The 17,360-nt window shown below is 65.5% G+C and carries 15 protein-coding genes; 10 read left to right on the top strand and 5 right to left on the bottom strand.

All coding sequences use genetic code 11. The annotated features are described in order from the left end of the window. Positions 1-135: 135 nt before the first annotated feature. Together ligA and GRB80_RS12990 are read left to right on the top strand one after the other, a co-directional pair. Positions 136-2,205, top strand: a complete 2,070-nt coding sequence (gene ligA / locus GRB80_RS12995; RefSeq protein ID WP_161423848.1) for an NAD-dependent DNA ligase LigA — start codon at positions 136-138, stop codon at positions 2,203-2,205. Continuing rightward, positions 2,202-2,471: a YheU family protein gene (locus tag GRB80_RS12990; protein ID WP_132045053.1), complete on the top strand. Its 270-nt coding sequence runs from the start codon at positions 2,202-2,204 to the stop codon at positions 2,469-2,471. Before ligA ends, GRB80_RS12990 begins: the two co-directional genes overlap by 4 nt. Positions 2,472-2,543: 72 nt before the next feature. On the opposite strand, the gene mnmC is transcribed toward GRB80_RS12990, so the two are convergent. Both mnmC and GRB80_RS12980 read right to left on the bottom strand, forming a co-directional pair. Beyond that, the gene (gene mnmC, locus GRB80_RS12985) at positions 2,544-4,559 is read right to left on the bottom strand and encodes a bifunctional tRNA (5-methylaminomethyl-2-thiouridine)(34)-methyltransferase MnmC2/FAD-dependent 5-carboxymethylaminomethyl-2-thiouridine(34) oxidoreductase MnmC1 (RefSeq protein WP_161423847.1); all 2,016 of its coding nucleotides are present in this window, start codon (positions 4,557-4,559) and stop codon (positions 2,544-2,546) included. Between the two features lie 157 nt (positions 4,560-4,716). Next, positions 4,717-5,016, bottom strand: coding sequence for a YciI family protein (locus GRB80_RS12980; protein ID WP_132045049.1), 300 nt, complete (start codon positions 5,014-5,016; stop codon positions 4,717-4,719). A gap of 110 nt (positions 5,017-5,126) precedes the next feature. Here GRB80_RS12980 and GRB80_RS12975 point away from each other — a divergent pair, with 110 nt between their 5' ends. Together GRB80_RS12975 and GRB80_RS12970 are read left to right on the top strand one after the other, a co-directional pair. Then, positions 5,127-6,032 (top strand): PHP domain-containing protein, encoded by a 906-nt coding sequence (locus GRB80_RS12975; RefSeq protein ID WP_161423846.1) that lies wholly within the window; start codon positions 5,127-5,129, stop codon positions 6,030-6,032. A 2-nt stretch (positions 6,033-6,034) separates the two neighbouring features. Then, positions 6,035-6,658 carry an L-threonylcarbamoyladenylate synthase gene (locus GRB80_RS12970; RefSeq protein WP_132045045.1) on the top strand — a complete coding sequence of 208 codons (624 nt, stop codon included), beginning with the start codon at positions 6,035-6,037 and terminating at the stop codon, positions 6,656-6,658. Positions 6,659-6,668: 10 nt separating this feature from the next. Here GRB80_RS12970 and GRB80_RS12965 read toward each other — a convergent pair whose 3' ends face one another. Then, on the bottom strand, positions 6,669-7,607 hold the full coding sequence (locus GRB80_RS12965; RefSeq protein WP_132045043.1) for an ion transporter: 939 nt from the start codon (positions 7,605-7,607) through the stop codon (positions 6,669-6,671). 23 nt (positions 7,608-7,630) lie between these two features. After that, positions 7,631-8,497, bottom strand: a complete 867-nt coding sequence (locus GRB80_RS12960; protein WP_161423845.1) for a CYTH domain-containing protein — start codon at positions 8,495-8,497, stop codon at positions 7,631-7,633. A 112-nt stretch (positions 8,498-8,609) separates the two neighbouring features. Between GRB80_RS12960 and GRB80_RS12955 the strand changes: the two genes are divergently transcribed. The 6 genes from GRB80_RS12955 (at position 8,610) to glrR (ending at position 16,508) form a co-directional block, all read left to right on the top strand. Further along, on the top strand, positions 8,610-9,290 hold the full coding sequence (locus GRB80_RS12955; RefSeq protein ID WP_132045039.1) for a TIGR00153 family protein: 681 nt from the start codon (positions 8,610-8,612) through the stop codon (positions 9,288-9,290). Positions 9,291-9,364: 74 nt separating this feature from the next. After that, a complete protein-coding gene (locus GRB80_RS12950; RefSeq protein ID WP_132045037.1) occupies positions 9,365-10,630 on the top strand; it encodes an inorganic phosphate transporter in 1,266 nt (421 codons plus the stop codon). A 149-nt stretch (positions 10,631-10,779) separates the two neighbouring features. Further along, a complete protein-coding gene (gene argA / locus GRB80_RS12945) occupies positions 10,780-12,093 on the top strand; it encodes an amino-acid N-acetyltransferase (protein WP_161423844.1) in 1,314 nt (437 codons plus the stop codon). Between the two features lie 924 nt (positions 12,094-13,017). Next, positions 13,018-14,505: a sensor histidine kinase gene (locus GRB80_RS12940; RefSeq protein ID WP_132045065.1), complete on the top strand. Its 1,488-nt coding sequence runs from the start codon at positions 13,018-13,020 to the stop codon at positions 14,503-14,505. A gap of 4 nt (positions 14,506-14,509) precedes the next feature. After that, entirely contained in the window at positions 14,510-15,079 is a 570-nt protein-coding gene (locus GRB80_RS12935; RefSeq protein WP_132045033.1) for a hypothetical protein, read from the top strand. A 58-nt stretch (positions 15,080-15,137) separates the two neighbouring features. Continuing rightward, positions 15,138-16,508: a two-component system response regulator GlrR gene (glrR, locus tag GRB80_RS12930; protein ID WP_132045063.1), complete on the top strand. Its 1,371-nt coding sequence runs from the start codon at positions 15,138-15,140 to the stop codon at positions 16,506-16,508. Between the two features lie 63 nt (positions 16,509-16,571). Here glrR and GRB80_RS12925 read toward each other — a convergent pair whose 3' ends face one another. After that, positions 16,572-17,228, bottom strand: a complete 657-nt coding sequence (locus GRB80_RS12925) for a peroxiredoxin (RefSeq protein WP_161423843.1) — start codon at positions 17,226-17,228, stop codon at positions 16,572-16,574. Positions 17,229-17,360: the final 132 nt, after the last annotated feature.

The following is a 17,360-nucleotide window of genomic DNA, read 5'->3' as shown; positions in this document are numbered from 1 at the left end:
CGTTGGGCGCTCGCCGCACAACCCAAAGACAACCCTCGTGAGGTAGGCCCCACGAGGGTTGTTGCTTTGGTAAGCTAGGCGATCATTTCCGCCTCGCGAGCTGAGGCCCTGCGATAGACCCAGACACGGAATTCCATGACCCAGCTTGACTCGAAGCGACGCGAAGAGGTCGAGCGGCTGCGCGCCGAACTCGATGATGCCAACTATCGCTACTATGTTCTCGACGATCCACACCTGACCGATGCCGATTACGATCACCGCCTGCGTCGATTGCAGCAGATCGAGAGCAAGCATCCCGAGCTGGTGACGGCGGACTCGCCGACCCAGCGGGTGGGGGCCCCCCCGGAAGCAGGATTTCCCGAAGTCGAGCATGCGGTGCCCATGCTGTCGCTGGACAATGCCTTCGACGAACAGGAGTTGGAGGCCTTCGTCAGGCGAGTAGCCGAACGCCTGGAGCGTGACGTCGCCTCGATCGCCTTCTGCTGCGAGCCCAAGCTGGACGGTGCAGCGGTATCCCTGGTCTACACCGCGGGAGAACTGGTCAGCGGGGCCACCCGCGGCGATGGCCGCACCGGCGAAGGAATCACCTCCAATCTGCGCACCCTGCGCTCGGTACCGTTGCGGCTGCGTGGTGATACACCGCCAGCCCTGCTCGAGGTGCGTGGCGAGGTAATCATCTCCCATGCCGACTTCGAGGCGATGAATGAGCGCGCCCGGTCGGATGACGCCAAGGTCTTCGCCAATCCACGCAACGCCGCCGCCGGTAGCTTGCGCCAGCTCGACCCCAAGGTGACCGCCACTCGTCCGCTGACCTTCAGCGCCTATCAGGTGGCCCGCGTCGAGCCCGATCCGGGTGACGCTACCCATAGCGGCTTGATGGCCCACCTGGGCGATTTTGGGTTCCGCACCAGTAGTGAGCTTGAGGTGGTGCAGGGCGCCGCGGGGGTGGTCGACTACTGTCGCCGGCTCGGCGAGAAGCGTGACTCGCTCGGTTACGACATCGACGGCGTGGTGATCAAGGTCGATGCGCTACGTCTGCAGCGTGAGCTGGGGTTCGTGGCCCGTGCGCCACGCTGGGCGATCGCCTTCAAGTTTCCGGCCCAGGAGCAGACCACGCGGCTCAACGATGTCGAGTTTCAGGTCGGGCGCACCGGTGCCATCACCCCGGTGGCCCGCCTGGCGCCGGTCTCGGTGGCGGGAGTTACCGTCTCCAACGCCACCCTGCATAACGCCGACGAGATCGCCAGGCTCGGGGTGATGATCGGCGATACCGTCGTTATCCGGCGTGCCGGTGATGTCATCCCGCAGGTGGCACGGGTGATCGAGGAGAAGCGACCGGCGGATGCCTGTGCGATTGTCTTCCCCGAGCGCTGCCCGGTGTGCGATGCGCAGATCGAACGCCTGGAGAACGAGGCGGTGGCGCGCTGCTCCGGGGGGCTCTACTGCCCCGCCCAGCGCAAGGAGGCACTAAAGCATTTTGCCTCACGCCGGGCGCTGGATATCGATGGTCTCGGGGAGAAGCTGATCGATGGCCTGGTCGAGCGGGACTGGGTCGCCACCCCAGCGGACCTCTTTCGCCTGCAGGCCGAGACGCTGGCCACGCTTCCGCGCATGGGCAAGAAGTCCTCCGAGAACCTGGTCGCGGCCCTGGAGAGGGCCAAGGCGACGACCCTGACTCGCTTTATCTACGCCCTGGGCATCCGCGAGGTGGGCGAAGCCACCGCGGCCAGCCTCGCGCGGCATTTCGGCACCCTGGAGGCGCTGATGGCGGCTGAACGGGAGGCCCTGGAGGGAGTCGATGATGTCGGGCCCATCGTTGCCGCCCATGTCCACACCTTCTTTCGCCAGCCGCACAACCGCGCGACCATCGATGACCTGGTCGCCTGTGGTCTGCACTGGCAGGAGCAGGCCGTCGTCGAGCGTCCTCAGCCCCTGGTCGGGCAGACCTGGGTGCTGACCGGCACCCTGGAGAGCATGACCCGCGATCAGGGCAAGGAGCGCCTGCAGGCGTTGGGGGCCAAGGTGGCGGGCAGCGTGTCGAAGAAGACCGCCGGCCTGGTAGCAGGCGAGGCCGCCGGCAGCAAGCTCGACAAGGCGCTGCAGCTGGGTGTGCCGGTACTGGATGAGGCGGCCTTCCTGGCGCAGCTGGCCGCCTGGGAAGCCGGCGACGTCGCCACGGATGAGAACGAGGAGGGCGAGACATGAGCGGCGACCGCTTTATCGAGGTGCCCTACCGGATGCTGCCGGGGGAGACCCTGGATGCCCTGCTGGAGGCCTTCGTCACTCGCCAGGGCTACGACACCACCGACACCGGCGAGGGCATGCGTGGCTGGGTGGCCGAACTCAAGCGCCAGCTGGAACGCAGCGAGCTGATCATCGCCCATGACCTCAGAACGGAGAGCACCGAGGTGATGACCCTGGCCCAGTGGCGGGCCTTCGGTCGAGATCTCGCCGACGACGAGGAGGGATAGTCTCCGACTCTAGGTGCGGCCCTCCATCGGCGAGGGCCTTGCGAGGCCCCCGGCGTCCAAGAGGATGGGCGATCACTTTCCACGAATCAGGTCGCGTATCAGGCGCCGGCCGGGATGTAGATGGTCCGCCAGCGGCTGCTCCAGGGGTAGTGGCTCGTCGCAGATCCGCGAGGCCAGTAGCTCGGCACATAGCGGGGCACTGGCCAGGCCGCGAGAGCCGTGGGCGGTGCTGATCCAGAGCCCCGCATGGTGCCGTCCGAGTGCCTCGGGAATGCGGGTGGCGTCCTTGGCCAATACTGCATACTCCTCCCGCCAGGCATCGGCGTCGGGCACTGGGCCGCAGTAGGGGGTCTTGTCCGGGCTCGCCGCACGCACCCCCACCAGGGCACGGAGCCGCTCCGGGGAGAGGTCGGTGCCGGCGTCGCGCAGGGCGGCGACGAAGTGGGGCAGGCCACGCTCCAGCTCCTCCAGGTTGGCGCGATGGTCGCCCTCGCGAGGTGTCGTGTCGGTATCGTCAGGAGCGAAGGTGGCGCCGATGTTGAGCACGCCATCCGCTGCCGGGGGCACATAGCCTCCGGCGCAGACCACACGCCCCAGCCTGGGTGCCCCCGAGGGTAGCTCGAGCTGGCTGAGCTGCCCGCGAACCGGCTGCAGGGGGAGAGGGGTGGTCTGCTCGAAGGCGACGGTTTCCGCAGCGCCGGCGACGATGACCTGGTCGGCCTCGATGGGCTCGCCGTCGCGCATCTCCAGTCTCCAGCCGGTTTCCAGTCGCCGCAGTGCCGTGACCTCTCCCCGAAGGAAACTGACACCCGACGTTTCCGCCAGTCGTATGCAGAGCTCCATGGGTCTGACCCAGGCGGCATTGGGGTAGTCCAGGGCCGGGGCATCGACCCTGACGCCGGCGGCGGCGCTGGCTCCCGCGGCGTCCACCCCTCTCACCACGCTCTCCGGTAGGGGGTGGTTGGCCAGGAAACGCGTCTGGCGCGCCTGCTCCTTGTCGTTCAGGGCCAGCTGCAGCACGCCGCTCTTCCGCCATAGCGACTGCCGCGGGTCGAGCCAGGCCAGCCAGCGGCGGCTATGCAGCAGCCCGGCCAGGTAGATACGGCTCTGCCGATTGGTGTCGGCAGCCAGCTTGACGTAGAGCGCGCCCTGCAGATGGGTGGCTTCCAGGTCGGCACGCTCGAGGCGGTCGATCAGGGTCACGGCGATGCCGCGCCTGGCCAGGGCGGCGGCGGCGCTGGCGCCGGCGATGCCGGCACCGATGATCGCGACATGGCGAGGTGGCCGGGGCGCCGGTGGGGTGAACCAGGGAGTCTGTCGCCGGCGTTCATCGAGGGGGGGCTCGGCGATCTCTCCGTAGAGCATCTCTCGCTTGCGCCCGAAGCCCGGTGACTTGTGCCAGGTGAAGCCGGCCGCCGCCAGGCCGCGCTTGACCACGCCGGCGCAGCTGAAGGTGGCAAAGGTAGCCCCTGGTCGGGAGCGAGCCGCCATCGCCTGGAACAGTGCCGGCTGCCACATCTCGGGGTTCTTCGCCGGGGCGAAGCCATCCAGGAACCAGGCGTCGACCCGGCCGTCGAGCAGTGACAGCCGCTCGGCGGCATCGCCCAGGTGCAGGTCGAGGGTGACGCGCTCATCGAGCCAGAGCCGGTGCACGCCGGTCACCGGCTCGGGCCACTGCGCCACCAGGCTCTCGCTGCGCCTTGCCAGATCGGGCCAGGCGGCCAGCGCCCGGGCCAGATCGGCGCGGTCGAGTGGGAACTTCTCGGTGGACACCAGATGCAGTCGAGCCTCCGGCGCCGCGTGGGCATCGAAGCAGGCCCAGGCACACAGCATGTTGAGCCCGGTACCGAAGCCGGTTTCGCCAATCACGAAGGGGCGCGGCTCCTGCCACTCCCTGAAGCGCTCCGTCAGGCGATTGCCGGCGACGAAGACATGTTCGGTCTCGGCGCGTCCATCATGGCGAGAGAAGTAGACATCGTCGAAGGCGGAAGAGTGAGGGGCTGCCTCGCCGCTTGCGTCGTTTCGCCAGTCGAGACAGGCGTTATCGAGAGCGGCGAGAGGCGGCAGGCCATCGGGGGCGGCAGTCACGGGAAGCTCCGGAGGCGTGTTCAATATTTGATCGATTGCGCCGCGGAGCCGGTATCAGGGGGCTGGCGACAGGCATCCGCGGCGTTTCAACAGGGTTGTCCACAGTGATTGTGTAAAAACCGGCTGTTGATAAGTTGGCTGGTTCAGAAAGCCTTCTTCAGGGGAGAACCTTCTTGAAAGGCTTCACCGCCACCCTGGCGTAGACGCCGGCGATCACATAGGGATCGGCATCGGCCCAGGCCTGGGCCGCCTTGAGGCTGTCGAACTCGGCGACCACCAGGCTGCCGGAGAAGCCGGCCTCGCCCGGGTCTTCGCTGTCGACCGCCGGGTGGGGACCCGCCAGGACCAGGCGACCCTCGTCACGTAGCGCCTCCAGGCGCGCCAGATGATCGGGGCGGGCGGCGAGACGGCGCTCCAGGCTGTTGTCCACATCTTCACTGATGATCGCGTAGAGCATTGGCTGGCTTCCTTCTATGGGGCGGCAGGGTCGGGTAGTGGCGCCATTGACCGGCATTGGCCAGAGGCGCACCATGATAGACCATTCTGACAAAGTCGCCGATCGGCGTCATGCCAATGTCTCCACTTCCCCTGCGCTTCGAGGGCGACCCCGCGCCGCTCAGCATCGACCTACATATGCACTCCACCGCCTCGGATGGAGCCCTGTCCCCCATGGATCTGGTGGCGCTCTGCGCCGCCCAGGGTCTGACGCACATGGCGCTGACCGACCATGACACCCTGGACGGTGTGGCAGAGGCGGCCGAGGCGGCCCGCCACGAGGGCCTCGTACTGATTCCCGGTACCGAGCTCTCCACCCAGTGGCGCGGCATCGGCATCCATGTGGTAGGCCTGCTGCCCGAGGGCGTGAAGGGGGCGCTGGTCGAGGGGCTCGAGGCCCAGGCCGTGGCTCGCGTGAAGCGCGCCAGGACCATCGCCTCCCGCATGGAAAAAATTGGTCTCGATGATGCCCTTGCCCGGGCACGGGAGCAGGCCGGTAGCGAGCGCCCCCTGGGCCGTCCCGACTTCGCCCGCGCGCTGGTAGCGGCGGGCGTGGTGCCCGACGTCGCGACCGCCTTCAAGAAATACCTGGGGGCCGGCAAGCCGGGTGATGTCAAGGCGCTATGGCCGGATATGGCTGAGGCGGTGGGCTGGGTGCTTTCGGCGGGGGGCGTGGCGGTGCTGGCGCATCCCCTTCGCTACTCCCTCACGCGGCGCAAGCGTGGCCTGCTGCTCGACGACTTCAGGGTCGCCGGCGGCCAGGCCGCCGAGCTGGTCAGTGGCTTCCAGAATCCCGATGTGACCCGCGACCTGTCGCGTCAGCTCCAGGAGCGCGGGCTCTATGCCTCGCTGGGCAGCGACTTTCACTTCTCCGGCGGCCACCTGGCGCCGGGCAGCATGAGCCTGGTGCCGCGCACCGCCACGCTGCCGGTATGGACCCATCCGCGGCTGGCGCCGCGGTTCAATTCAGGAGCGTGACCATGAGCCAGTTCTTCCAGATTCACCCCGAAAACCCCCAGAAGCGCCTGGTCGAGCAGGCGATCGGCATCATCCGTTCCGGCGGTGTGGTGGCCTATCCCACCGACTCGGGCTACGCCTTGGGCTGCCACCTGGGCGAGAAGAAGGCCATCGACAGGATCAAGCGGCTGCGTGCCCTGGATGACAAGCACAACTTTACCCTGGTGTGTTCCGACCTCTCCGAGATCGGTACCTATGCCAAGGTGGACAACGCCGTCTTTCGCCTGCTCAAAGCGCATACCCCTGGTGCCTACACCTTTATCCTCAATGCGACCACCGAGGTGCCGCGGCTGCTGCTGCACCCCAAGCGTCGCTCCATCGGGGTCCGCGTACCGAACCATGCCATTACCTACGCCCTTCTCGAAGCACTCGGCGAGCCGCTGATGAGCGTCACCCTGATCCCGGTGGGCGAGGAGCTGCCGATGACCGATGCCGAAGAGATTCGTGAGCGCTTCAGCGCCGACCTCGATCTGATCATCGACGGTGGCGCCTGTCATCTGGAGCCTACCAGCGTGGTGGACCTGCGCGAGCTTCCGCCGGTGGTCCTGCGCGAGGGTCGAGGCGACGTCGCTCCCTTCCGCGACTGACCTCGACGGCTCAGCCCGACGGCGGCGCCTTGTCGGTGTCGCCATCCTCCTCCTTGCCGCCATGCTCCTCCCACCAGGCCTCCTGCTCCTCCTCGGAGAGCTGCGGGTCGGGGGTGTCCTCGTCGAGCCAGGTGCCGCACAGCAGGCAGTACTTGGCGCGCTGCTCGTGGCGGTCATGGCCGCACCCCGGGCATGCCTCGTCGGAGTAGCGGTCGGCGCGGATCGAGCGGATCACCTCGGCGGAGAAGACTCCGGTGGGCACGGCGATGATCGAGTAGCCGATCAGCATCACCATTACCGAGATCGCCTGACCCAGAGGGGTCACCGGCACGATATCGCCGAAGCCCACCGTGGTCAGGGTGACGATGGCCCAGTAGATTGCCGTGGGGATGCTGGTGAAGCCGGCCGAGGCGGGCTCGATCAGGTAGACGATCGAGGCAAAGATCGAGACCAGCATGAAGACGGTAAACAGGAACAGAAAGATCTGATGACTGCTGCGTTTCAGCGCCCCTATCAGCAGGCGTCCCTCGCCGACGAACTCCATCAGCCGCAGAACCCGGAAGATGCGCAGGGTGCGTAACAGACGCACCATCACCAGCGTCTGGGTCCCGGGGACAATCAGTGCCAGCCAGGTGGGCAGGATGGCGATCAGGTCGACCATGCCGTAGAAGCTCCTGAGGTACTGCAGGGGGCGCTCCAGGCAATAGAGGCGCACCGCCAGTTCCACGGTGAAGGTGATGGTGAACCCCCACTCCAGCCAGAAGAACAGGGTGCCGTAGTCGGCACGAAGGCTCTCGATGCTCTCCAGCATCACCACCAGCACGCTGGCGAGTATCGCCACGATCAGGGCGATATCGAAGCCCTTGGCCAGCGGGGTGTCGGACTCGAAGATAACCTGGAAGACCCGAGTGCGCAGGCCCGCGCCGGCGGGTTTGGGGAGGTAGTTCACGGACGGTTTCCTTGTGATTGAGATCAGGCCAGGCGTATCCGGCCCGACAGACGGTGCGCTAGCCACAACAGGCATCGGCCGTTAGAGGGCGTCAACCAGGCTTCGTTTGTCAGGGCCCTCGCAAGTGAATGTGCTGCCTCTCTCGTAGGAGTGTCGCCCAGGTCTGCGAGTTGGCGAAAGGCGTCGGCTGCCGCTTCTCGCCAGGCGCCATGGCCGCTATCGGTGTGAGCATCCAGTGCCACCACGGCGCGGTGCAGCCACGAAGACGGTGAGTCGCCCGGGGGGAGCCGCCATTCGCCCGTCAGCAGTGCTCCGCCGCGAGCCGCCTTGCTGGTATCCGAGGGGCGCAGCGCCACATGCTCGGCCAGCGTCTCGGCCAGCGACCATAGCGCCGCCGGCTCGCCCTCCACGAGCTCCAGCTCCAGCTCACGAATTGCGACATGACGACACGCCGCCGAGATCTCACCCTCATCCAGGGCTAGCTCGATACGGGCCCCGCGATGCTCGAGGTGCCAGGTTTCGCGGCGGAAGTCCGTGGTAAAACGTGCCTCCAGTCGCGTCAGCACGTCCTTGCCCAGTTCGGCCGGTGGCAGCCCCTCCAGACCGGCCAGATCGAGTCCCGGCCCCGGAACTCGCCACTCCCACTCGCCGCGTCGTGACAGGCCGCCGCTGCCCTCGCCGCGGGTCTTTACCGTCTGCAGCAGGCGGCCGTCGACCCGACGCAGGCGCAGCGCCATGCGTGCCGCCTCGAGCTCACCCCTGGCAGTGTCGAAGTAGGTGTTGCCGAGGAGGGTGGCACTTGATGAAGACTCATTCAGCAGGGGATGACGACGCAGGGCGTCGGGGCCTTCGGGGCCCAGGGCGAGTTTCAGTTCGATCTCTTGACTCATGCGTCGACAGCCTCGATCAGGTGGGGATTCGCAAATTGGATGAATAGTCCATGACGATGGCGGCAGGGGTCACTATACTGTCGCCGCCATTTTCAAGGTTTCGAGATGCCCTATGGTGACATCCAACCCCTTCTCCGCGATGTTCGGTCGTTCGCCATTCGAGCCGTTGCTGACCCATATCGTCAAGACGAGCGAGTGCGCCGACCAGCTGCTGCCTTTCTTCGAAGCGACCCTCGTGGGTGACTGGGAGGCGGCCGCTGCTCACCGCGAAACGGTGACTCGCCTCGAGCACGAGGCCGATGAGCTCAAGACCGAGCTGCGTCTGAATCTTCCCAACACCATGTTCCTGCCAGTGTCGCGCTCGGATCTGCTCGACTTGATCAGCGTGCAGGACAAGATCGCCAACAAGGTTCGCGATATCACCGGCATCATGCTCGGCAGGCGCATGCAGGTGCCCGAGGAGCTGGCCCAGCCGATGCGCGACTACATGCATACCGCTGTGGCTTGCGTGGCCCAGGCACGTCACGCCCTGGAGGAGCTCAGGGATCTACTTGACTCCGGCTTCGGGCGAAACGTCAGCGATGTGATGCAGAAACTGATTCGTGAGCTGGACCGCCTGGAGCATCAGGCCGATGCCCAGCAGGTCGCCATTCGCCGTCAGCTGTTCGGTCTCGAGGATCGTCTGCCCCCGGTCGATGTCATGTTCCTCTACACCATCATCGACTGGGTCGGTCAGCTCTCCGATCGTGCCGAGCGTGTGGGAAGCCGCCTGCAGATCATGACTGCCAACTGAGTGCCACGGCCCTGGCACTGCCAGGGCCGTTGTGAACATGCTATCAAACGACCGTAACGAGGGGACGTATCCTCATGTCGATCATTGCGCAGCACGGCGAGATCTTCATCATCCTGGCCTGCCTATTTGGCTTTTTTATGGCCTGGGGGGTGGGGGCCAACGATGTCGCCAACGCCATGGGCACCTCGGTGGGCTCTCGCGCCATCACCATCAAGCAGGCGATCCTGATCGCCGTCATCTTCGAGTTTCTCGGCGCCTGGTTAGCCGGCGGCGAAGTGACCAATACGATTCGCAAAGGGATCATTGACCCCGAGCTTCTCCAGAGTGACCCGCAGCTGCTGGTCTATGGCATGCTGGCAGCGCTGCTGGCGGCCGCTACCTGGCTATTGATCGCCTCCCTGAAGGGCTGGCCGGTCTCCACCACTCACTCCATCGTCGGTGCCATCGTCGGCTTCTCCGTGGCTGGCCTGGGAGCCGCGGCGGTGGACTGGGGCAGTGTCGGCAAGATCGCTGCCAGCTGGATCGTCTCGCCGCTGCTCGCCGGCACCATCGCCTTTACCCTGTTTAAATCGGTACAGCATCTGATCTTCGAGGCCCGCGACCCCTTCGCCGCCGCCAAGCGTTACGTACCGATGTACGTCTTCCTGGTGGGCTTTTCGGTCACCATGGTGACTCTGACCAAGGGGCTCAAGCATGTTGGTCTGGATCTTAACTTCGGCACCAGCCTGCTGTTGGCGATACTCGCCGGCCTGCTGTTTGCCGTAATGGGCGTTCTTATGGAGCGGCGGGTGCAGGCCAGTAGTCGCAAGACCGATCATTTTGGCTTCAGCGGAGTCGAGCGGGTGTTCGGAGTGCTGATGATCTTCACCGCCTGTGCCATGGCCTTCGCCCATGGCTCGAATGATGTGGCCAACGCGGTGGGTCCCCTGGCGGCGGTAATCGGCGTGGTAAATAGCGGCGGCGAGATCGAGGGGGCCGCCCTGGTGCCCTGGTGGGTGCTGGTGCTGGGCGGCGGCGGTATCGTTGTCGGCCTGGTCACCTATGGGCATAAGGTGATTGCCACCGTCGGTACCGGCATCACCGAGCTCACGCCCAGCCGTGGCTTCGCGGCTACCCTGGCCGCCGCTGTCACCGTGGTGCTGGCGTCGGGTACCGGCCTACCGATCTCCACGACCCACACCCTGGTGGGGGCCGTGCTGGGTGTTGGCCTGGCCCGCGGCATGGCGGCCCTCAACCTGCGCGTGATCGGTACCATCGCGATGTCGTGGCTGATCACCCTGCCTGCCGGTGCGGGGCTGGCCATCCTGTTCTTCTTCATGTTCAAGGGCATGTTCGGCTAGCTCATATGGGGGGGCGGGGGCCACGAGCCCCAGGCCATCCTCTGCACGGAGCCCCGAGCGGCGGCACCACGTTAGTGGTGCCGCCGTTTCCGTTGCTCTGCTATAGTCGTGGACCCTCCTTTCGATCACCCGCAGCCGGAGAGCGGCTCTTGGATAAACGCTTCCCCTTCGTCGACTGGTTTCGCAACTCCTCGCCCTATATCAATGCTCATCGCGGACGAACCTTCGTCATTCTGATCGAAGGCGAGGCGATGGCGCGGGGGCGTGGTGAGCAGTTGATCCAGGATCTGGCGCTACTGCATACCCTGGGGGTACGGCTGGTGGTGGTGTTCGGCATTCGTCCTCAGGTACGCCAGGCTCTGGATGCGGCAGGGATCACGCCGGGCCAGCATCAGGGACGCTGTGTTGCCGAGGGTGAGGTGATGGCCTGCATCGAGCGTGTGGCCGCCGAGCAGCTGCTATGGCTGGAGGCGCGCTTCTCGCTGGGCCTGCCCAATACGCCGATGCATGGCGTGGAGCTCTCCGCGATCTCCGGCAACCTGGTGATGGCCAAGCCGCTTGGGGTGCGGGAGGGAGTCGACTTCGATCATAGCGGAGAGGTGCGTCGGGTGCGTACCCAGGCCATCGAGGGGTTGCTGGAGCAGGGAGCGCTGGTGGTGCTGCCTCCACTGGGCTTCTCCAGCACCGGAGAGGTCTTCGACCTCGACGCCTCGGATGTGGCCCAGCATGCTGCCATGGCGCTGTCGGCCGACAAGTTGATCCTGCTCGGCGAGGCCAGTGGCCTCTGCGATGCCAGTGGTCAGCTGCAGCGTCAGCTGACGCCCGCCGAGGCCGGGCCGCTGCTGAATCAGGCTCCCCCCGGCAGCGAGCTTGCACGTCATCTGGAGGCCGCCTGCCAGGCCGCCCGTCACGGGGTGGCGCGTACGCACCTGCTCTCGTGGCATGACCATGATGCCCTGCTTGGCGAGCTCTTCACCCGCGACGGGGTCGGCACCATGATCACCCGGCATCGTTACGAGCAGCTGCGCTCGGCGGAGCTGGCGGATATCGGTGGCCTGCTGGAGCTGCTCGAACCGCTGGAGCAGCGCGGCATGCTGGTGCCTCGCTCCCGTGAACGGCTGGAGCACGAGATCGACGATTATCTGGTGATCGAGCGCGACGGCATGATCATCGGCTGTGCCGCCCTGCATCGGTTCGATGATGCCGAGATGGGCGAGCTGGCCTGCGTGGCGGTTCACGATGACTATCGTGGCGGTGCTCGCGGCGAGCTACTGCTCGCTGAGCTCGAGCGATGTGCCCGGCGGCAGGGGCTGTCTGCATTGTTTGCCCTCAGCACCCACACCACTCACTGGTTCTTCGAGCACGGCTTTCGCCTGGCCGACCTCGAGGCGCTGCCTCCGTTGCGCCGGGACACCTATAACCATGCCCGCAAGTCCAAGGTGCTGATCAAGTCACTCGGCTGAGCATGCCGGCGTGTTATCGCAACGATCTCGCCTGCCATTTGCAACGATGTGGCAAGCCATGTCCTGTCGCCGTGAGGTGTCACCTCCTGTGCGGTCGTCGCGGTTTGGCGACTCTCTAAGCTATTGATAAGTATGACTGTTTAGAGATCCTCTCCGCTTGTGTCTTTTTCTTGCGACATAATCCCGGTCGCAAGCCTCCCCGCCGCCCGGGTTGTAACACATCCTGAGTAAAGGCGCGTATGTAAGTAATTGAATTTTAGCTATTTATTTAATTTTGGCACGAAGTTCGCAATATGTGAAGTGAGCGACGGGAGTGGTTCATTACGGCTCGAGCCATTTCGATCGCGGCGGGGGCGGAACGACACTGCCCTGTGCCTCGCCTCCAAAGCGATCAACGTCTGCTCCTAGCGATGTGTGACTTAGGTTGCGATGAGACGGGTACCGACATGGTCAGGGATGTGTACCCAAGGGCAAGGATGCCCCGGCATGGATGCCTCTCCCCCTTGCGGGGGATAGAATCGCGCAGTGGCGCCGCGGCCACATTGGTTACGACCAAGCCGGGCGACACCGCCAGAAACGAAGCGGGATGGTCGGCCCTCGATGGCTTGCCATCCGCATGAGGAGGGCCAGCCCCTGGTGGCAGATGGCTCGCCCATGGCTTCGAGGGCCTTCCCCGGCCCGTTTGGAAGGGTGGGCGTTGGCTGGACCAGGCCGCCACCGGTGATCCTTCCAGACCCTTCAGTTCCCTGCGTACTTGGGCCGGCTCTGCCGGCCTTTTTTTTACCACTCGCATGTTTTTTACCGCTCGCATGCCGCGATCTAGAGGGCACGGCGCCCAGGCAAACTCTGGTATCCTGAAGGTTCGACATGATGGCAACCCCATCCGCCACCCCGCCCCTTGGTTATCTGCAAAGAACGCTGGACATGGCCACCCGAGTCGCCCGTCGCTGGCGCCCCCGCTCCCTGCTGCAACTCGTGCTGATCGCCTTCGTGGTGGTGATGCTGCCGTTGGGCGTGCTGATGTTCCAGGCGGGTCAGGCCCTCTCCGAGCTCACCCGTTTGGCCGACATCAGCGCACGCCAGGCGGTGGAGGAGACGCGGCGCGCCCGGACCCTGGGGGTATTGGCCCTGGAGATGGAGCGTAGTGCTCGGCAGTATGCCGTTCTGGAACAGGAGAGCCTGCTGGAGATCTATGCCGCCCGGCTCGAGGAGTATCGTCAACTGCTGGGTCGGCAGCAGGAGCTGCTGCCGGAAGCTCCTGTCATGGTGGAGCTGGAGGCGCTTCTCGAGCGCTTGAGCGATCTGCCCGGCCTGGAGCTGGCCGCGTTCAAGGATCGGCTCGAGGCTTTCCCGGCACTCGCTGAGCATACCGAAGCGCTGCGCCAGGCCACCAATCAGCGCATCGATACGCGCATTGATGCGATTCGTGAAGGGGCGCGAGGGGTACAGAGACAGCTGTGGTGGCAGACCGGTGCTCTGGTGTCGGCCAGCCTGGTGCTGATGCTGCTGTTCTCATGGCTAATCATTCGTCCGGTGCGCCAGCTGGAACGCCGTATCCTGGGGATCGGCAGTGGTTCCCGTGATGCGCCACCCCGCCCGGTACAGGGCCCCGCCGAGTTGATTCAGCTGGATGAACGCCTCGACTGGCTCGCCTCGCGTCTCGATGAGCTTGAGGCAGAAAAGCAGCGCTTCCTGCGCCATATGTCTCATGAACTCAAGACCCCGCTGGCCAGCGTGCGTGAAGGGTCTGCGCTGCTGGGCGACGGAGTGGCCGGGAAGCTGACCCCACAGCAGCAGGAGATTCTCGAGCTGATCGATGGCAGCGGCCGCGAGCTGCAGCGGCTGATCGAGCAGCTGCTCGACTACAATCTGCTGCAGCAGAACCGCCGAGTGAAGATTGAGCGGCTCGACGTTGCCACCCTGCTGCACGAAGTGCTGGCCAAGCACCGTCTAGCGCTGGCCAACAAGGGGATGCGGGTCGAGGGCTTCAATGGCCCGGTGGTGTGGCCACTGGATCGTGCCGCGACTGAGCATATCCTCGATAATCTGGTCTCCAACGCCATCGCCTATGGTGAGGACGGAGGTGTGCTGGAGATCCGGGCTCGACAGCGTCGAGGTCGTCTTGAGTTGGAAGTGGCCAATAGCGGCGAACCCATCGCCGAGGCGGATCGCCCGCGGTTGTTTGAGGCCTTCTATCAGGGCGGCACGCGTCGCAAGGGGCCGCTCAAGGGCTCCGGCATCGGACTCTCGGTAGCGGCGGATTGCGCCCGCCTGCAGCAGGGCGAGTTGGCGCTGGTGACAGATCCACGCCTGGCAGTCTGCTTCCGCTTGACGCTGCCGCACACTGCCCCCTCGAGGGGTGATCCTACTGACACGCCTGCCGAATTGGCAGACCCACAAGCAAGGAGCTGATGTGATGACGCTGCGTCCCCTGTTGACCTGTCTACTGGCCACCTGGTTGGTCGGTTGCGAGAGTCTGTCGCAGGGGCTGATGGAGCACTCCGCCGAGCCGACCAGTGTCGTGGAGTCTGCCGCCCACTGCCGCTCCGAACTGCCGAGCTTCACCAACGAGGCGTGCCTGCTGAGGGAGTGGGTCGACTTCGGGCTGGCGTCGCAGCGCGGTGATCGCACCTGGCGTGATGCCATGCTCAAGCGCCTGGAAGGTGAGGAGGCGGAGCAACGCCTGGCCCGCGCCGTGGCGCTCTCATGGGGGAACCACCGGCAGTGGGTGCTTGCCTCGGAGCTTTACAAGGCCGACCTGGGTGCCGCGCCTGTGACCCTGCAGCCGCTGCTACGCTACTGGCTCAACGAGCTGGAGCGTCGCCGCGCCATGCTTGGGCGACTGAATGCCGCGCACTCCTCCCAGCTGGATAGCGAGGCCCGGATCACCGCCCTGGAGGGGGAGAAGGCCGCCCTGACGGAGAAGCTCGAGGCGCTGACCGCCATCGAACGAAGTATCAACCTGCGACAGCAGAACGAAGAGTGATGGAGGCCTCGATGTGAAGACCCTGCCCCCCCTGCAAACGCGTGCTGAATCGACCCGGATGGCAGCCGCCGGGAGTGCCGGGCGCCGGCAGCCTGCCCATATCCTGCTGGTGGATGACGACGTCAGCCTGCTGAGGCTGCTGGGCATGCGACTGGAGAGTCGCGGCTACCGGCTGACCACCGCGGCGAGCGGCCGTGAGGCGCTCAGGTCGCTGGAGGTCAATCGTCCCGACCTGGTGATTACCGACCTGCGCATGGACGAGATGGATGGTCTGATGCTGTTCCGCGAGGTACAGCGGGCGGCGCCGGGGCTTCCGGTCATCCTGCTCACCGCCCACGGCTCGATACCCGATGCGGTCGCGGCGACTCGCGAGGGCGTGTTCAGTTTCCTGACCAAGCCGGTGGATCGAGACGAACTGTTCGCTGCCATCGAGGATGCCTTGACCCAGGTCCCGGGCGGGCTGACGGATGGCGATGAAGCCTGGCGTGCCGAGATCATCACCCATAGCCCCGAGATGGAGCGCCTGCTGGAGCAGGCGCGCATGGTCGCCGCCTCCGATGTCAGCGTGCTGGTCAGCGGCCCCTCAGGCTCGGGCAAGGAGCTGATGGCCAGAGCCATTCATCGTGCCAGCCCGCGGGCCGAAAAGCCCTTCGTGGCGATCAACTGTGGTGCCCTGCCTGAACAGCTGCTGGAGAGTGAGCTGTTCGGGCATGCCAAGGGAGCCTTTACCGGGGCGATCAGCGAACATCGTGGCCTGTTTCAGGCCGCCGACGGCGGCACCCTGTTTCTCGACGAGATCGGCGACATGCCGTTGCCGCTTCAGGTCAAGCTGCTGCGTGCCCTCCAGGAGCGTCACGTTCGCCCGCTGGGCTCCACTGTTCAGGTGCCGGTGGACGTGCGAATCATCTCGGCAACCCACCGCGACCTCGATCGTGCCATGGGCGAGGGCGAGTTTCGCGAGGACCTCTACTACCGCCTCAATGTGGTCAACCTGCGTCTGCCATCGCTCAAGGAACGCCCCGAGGATGTGCCGTTGCTGGCCAAGCACCTGGTGGTCCAGGCCGCCGAGCGTCACAAGCCCTTCGTCAAGGGCTTCTCGCCGGAGGCCCTGAAGCTGCTGGCGGCCAGTGCCTGGCCGGGTAACGTGCGTCAGCTGGTCAATGTGGTCGAGCAGTGTGTGGCCTTGACCGGGACCGCGATCATCCCCGAGGCGCTGGTGGCCCAGGCGCTGGCGGCCGAAGAGAGCGTGTTGCCGACGTTCAACGATGCTCGGGCGGCCTTCGAGCGTCGTTACCTGATCAAGGTGCTGAAGCTCACCGCGGGCAACGTGACCCAGGCGGCGCGTATCGCCGGGCGCAATCGCACCGACTTCTACAAGCTGCTGGGGCGTCACGACCTGGAGCCTGCCACCTTCAAGCCGGAGCGCTGAGGGCTCACGAAACGACTGTCCCCCGCCATGTGGCGGGGGCCAGGGGATCGCATCGTGCTCCGCTTACTGCTGGGGAAGCTTGGTGCGACGCAGGTAGGGGAAGACGGTCTCGAACTCGCCGAACTTGGCCTTGGCATCCTCGTCGGAGACCGTCGGGGGAATGATCACGTCTTCGCCCACGGTCCAGTCCGCCGGGGTGGCGACGCCCTTGCCGTTGGCTGTCTGCAGGGCATCCAGGGCACGCAGTACCTCGGCGAAGTTGCGACCGACGTTCATCGGGTAGGTCATGGAGAGCTTGAGCTGCTTGTCCGGACCGATGATGAACACCGAGCGGACCGTGGCGCTGTCGGCGGGAGTCCGGCCATCGGGCAGGTAAGCCTCGGCGGGCAGCATGTCGAACAGTTTGGCGACCTTGAGGTCCTCGTCGGCGATGATCGGGAAGCCGACATCGCTGCTGGCAAAGCTCTCGATGTCCTTGATCCAGCCCTTGTGCTCCTCCACGCCATCCACCGAGATGCCGATGACCTTGGTATCGCGCTTTTCCCACTCATCTCTGAGCTTGGCCACGGCGCCGAACTCGGTGGTGCAGACCGGGGTAAAGTCCTTGGGGTGGGAGAACAGGATGGCCCATTTGCCGTCCAGCCACTCGTGGAAGCGAATGGCACCCTGGCTGGTGTCGGCCTCGAAGTCCGGTACGAGGTCATTGATGCGCAGAGACATGTGTGACTCCTTTATACATGCTGATGAAGTCCCGCCCATGGCGGGAGTGTCGCAAGAACAGTCGACGAAACGGCATCTGGCCCGGAACGTCAAGACGACTTGCGACTAAGCTTAGATAGCGCAGGGGCGTGA

The organism is Halomonas icarae (assembly GCF_009901955.1).
Taxonomy (GTDB): domain Bacteria; phylum Pseudomonadota; class Gammaproteobacteria; order Pseudomonadales; family Halomonadaceae; genus Halomonas; species Halomonas icarae.
Note: the sequence above shows the minus strand (reverse complement) of the source record. Positions and strands in the feature narration are given on the sequence as shown.